Source organism: Bacillus sp. C30 (genome assembly GCF_040838255.1).
GTDB classification, from domain to species: Bacteria; Bacillota; Bacilli; order Bacillales; family Bacillaceae_G; genus Bacillus_A; species Bacillus_A mycoides.
Genome location: NZ_JBFPJH010000361.1, coordinates 1 through 3,098 on the forward strand (window position 1 = coordinate 1; position 3,098 = coordinate 3,098).

The following is a 3,098-nucleotide window of genomic DNA, read 5'->3' on the forward strand; positions in this document are numbered from 1 at the left end:
GTAGAATGTTCTTTTGCAAACATAACTAACTCTGGTACAAGTTCAACCGTAGTCATTTTCACTTGTAACCTAGACATCGCCCTTGCAAATCTACCATTTCCTGCTCCTAGTTCTAACATCGCTTGAAATGGATGACCAACTTGTTCTTGAACTTCTTTAGCAACCTGCTCTAACCAGCTTTCTGTATTGATATCGTAATTCGACAGTTCGAATTGTTTTTGGTAAAATTCCTTCACATTTAATTCGTTCATTATTATTCTCCTCCTGCACTAGATTTTTCTGCTACAGGTGAGAAACTAAATTTCTGACACCCATGAAAAAAACCATTTTTATTTCTCTATATTTATGATTTATCAAAATAATAAGAATTTTGAAATTACCAATATGAAAAGCAGATAATGGTCGATTCCACTATCTGCTCTATAGCTGCTTTTATTTTCCTTGTTGATACTCCACCCAATCACCAGAAATGATGACTTTCTTTAGCATCTCTTTATCTTGAGCAATATACACAAATGCACGTATTTCTCTATCACCTAAATAAATCGTTTCGGTGATTCGGTCATATAAATCACTCTCTGCATTACCTGTGTATTCTTCAAGTTCATCTAACTTTTGCAGAACATCATCATTTACTTCATAAACTTCTCCGTATACTTTGTCCTCATTTGAACAAATCATCGCAGGGTACCCTTCGTATGTATCAAATAATTTACCATACGTCCATGCTTCGTCTGCGATGCATATTGCACCTTGCATAAAATGAGCATTCGTTTGCTCTTTTCTTAACGTGCCATACACGAAAACGTGATGCATAAATCCCTATCCCCTTTATATGTCTCTACTTTCTAATTTGTAAATAAGCACGAATCATAAAGTAACTCACTTCATTTGGAAGTTGGTCCTTAATCGATTTCAGACCACCCTCTGCATTTTGCACGGCAGTTTCAATCAGTGATTCATATTCTGCAGGAACAAAACTGTTCCAGTCTACTTCCATTCCATCTTCAAAGCAGCGAATTAAATGATTTTCAATTGTTTGTCTTGATAAGCTACGTTCTTTAGCAATTTCATCTAGATCAATGCCTTGTTTATACATTTCATACGTTTCTAAATGAGAATTCGCTGACGCTTTTCCTGATTTTTTACTCTCTGAAACAACTTCAGTTTTAATTGTTTCCGCATAGTTTGGGTTATCCTCAATAAAGTGCTGAACTGCTTGTAAGAAGTGAGACCCGTACTTCACAAGTTTGTGTTCTCCGATTCCTTTTACAGTTAGGAGTTCGGAGTCACTTTGTGGCATTTTCGCACACATATCTTTTAACGTTTGGTCAGAGAAAATAACGAACGGTGGTACACCTTCTCCTTGTGCAATTTCTTTACGCACTTCACGAAGCACTTCAAATAAAGGATGGTCTTGAACAATTTGTCTCGTTTCTACTCGTTCTTTGCGTAAAACATTCTCTTTACCAAGTAATACTTCTTTTCCTTTTTCCGTTACTTTTAATGTTGGATACGTACCATGTTCAACTGCAATTAACTCATCTGAAATTAAAAACTCAATAAACTCACTGACTTCTTTTACACTACGGTTTGATAAAAGACCGTACGTTGGCAAAGTATGAAAATTAAATTCAATGACTTTCTTATTTTTAGATCCAGTTAATACTTGTGCAATCATTTGCTTTCCGAATCGTTGGTTCGTCCTAATCATACAAGATAGTACCATTTGGGATTCTCTCGTCACATCGATACTTTCACGGTCGTCCGTACAATTACCGCAGCGACCACAATCTTCCTTCGGCTCTTCTCCGAAGTATTGCAAAATAAATGATTGTAAACATTGTTCTGTATGACAGTAATCGGTCATATTTTGGAGTTTTTCAAGCTCATTTGAAAAACGTGATTCTCCAGTTGATTGATCGATTAAAAAGCGTTGTACTTGCACATCTTGAGAAGAATATAACAAAATACATTCACTATCTAATCCATCACGACCAGCACGTCCTGCTTCTTGATAGTAACTTTCCATATTTTTTGGAAGTTGATAATGGATAACGTAACGTATATTCGATTTATCTATACCCATTCCAAATGCAGATGTTGCCACCATAACACTTATTTCATCTCGTAAAAAGAGTTCTTGCTGTTCATTTCGATCGTGGTCGCTCATACCAGCATGATATTTCGATACAGAAACTCCTGCTTTCCCTAAATCTTCATATAACTGATCGACAACTTTTCTTGTAGCTGCATATATAATCCCAGATTCCTTCTGATTTTGACGAATATAATCCGCTAAATAAGCATTACGATCCTGTCCTTTAATGACAGAGAATGATAAGTTCTCGCGCTCAAACGTTGTCATAATCGTGTTTTCTTGATTAATTCCAAGCGTGTTGCAAATATCTTCACGAACTTGTGGTGTTGCCGTAGCAGTTAACGCTAATACGAGCGGCTTTTCTGGAAGATAATCTAATATGCGATGTATATGTAAATAACTAGGACGGAAATCATGTCCCCACTGCGAAATACAGTGCGCCTCATCAATTGCAATCATCGGGATTTTCATATCGATAAGTTGATCAACAAATTCCATTGAATCAAGACGCTCAGGCGCCACATAAAGTAACTTATAATGGCCTTGTTTCGCTAATTGAATTCGTTGATTTGCTTCTGTAATAGAAATAGAACTATTAATATAAGTCGCTGAAATACCGTTTTGTACTAATGTATCTACTTGGTCTTTCATAAGTGAAATCAAAGGTGAAATAACTAATGTCGTTCCTTCGAATACTAATGCGGGAATTTGATAACAAATTGACTTACCACCACCCGTAGGCATAATACAGACTGTATCTTTCCCATCTAATACATTTTTAATTGTTTCATCTTGTCCTCTTCGGAATGACGAATAACCGAAATAAGACGCTAAAAGTTCTTGTGCTTTTGTAAACAAAAAAGAGTCACCTGCTTTTCTTTATCTTTCATCTATTCCCATTATATCATCAAACTGATTCTCGCCACTTTGAATTTTATAAGTATTTGAGTTCTATTTGCTTCCTACGTTTTCCAACATAAAAAAACAAATCTAGTAC

At 35.8% G+C, this 3,098-nt stretch carries 3 protein-coding genes; all 3 read right to left on the reverse strand.

Annotation, left to right across the window (positions count from 1 at the left end; all coding sequences use genetic code 11):
• Positions 1 to 251 (reverse strand): class I SAM-dependent methyltransferase (locus tag AB3X49_RS20220; RefSeq protein ID WP_367964348.1); only part of this gene is annotated, 251 nt, incomplete at its 3' end.
• 181 nt (positions 252 to 432) lie between these two features.
• Positions 433 to 816 (reverse strand): gamma-glutamylcyclotransferase family protein, encoded by a 384-nt coding sequence (locus tag AB3X49_RS20225; RefSeq protein ID WP_002032638.1) that lies wholly within the window; start codon positions 814 to 816, stop codon positions 433 to 435.
• Positions 817 to 841: 25 nt separating this feature from the next.
• Positions 842 to 2,959 (reverse strand): DNA helicase RecQ, encoded by a 2,118-nt coding sequence (gene recQ, locus AB3X49_RS20230; RefSeq protein ID WP_002013002.1) that lies wholly within the window; start codon positions 2,957 to 2,959, stop codon positions 842 to 844.
• Between the last annotated feature and the right edge of the window lie 139 nt (positions 2,960 to 3,098).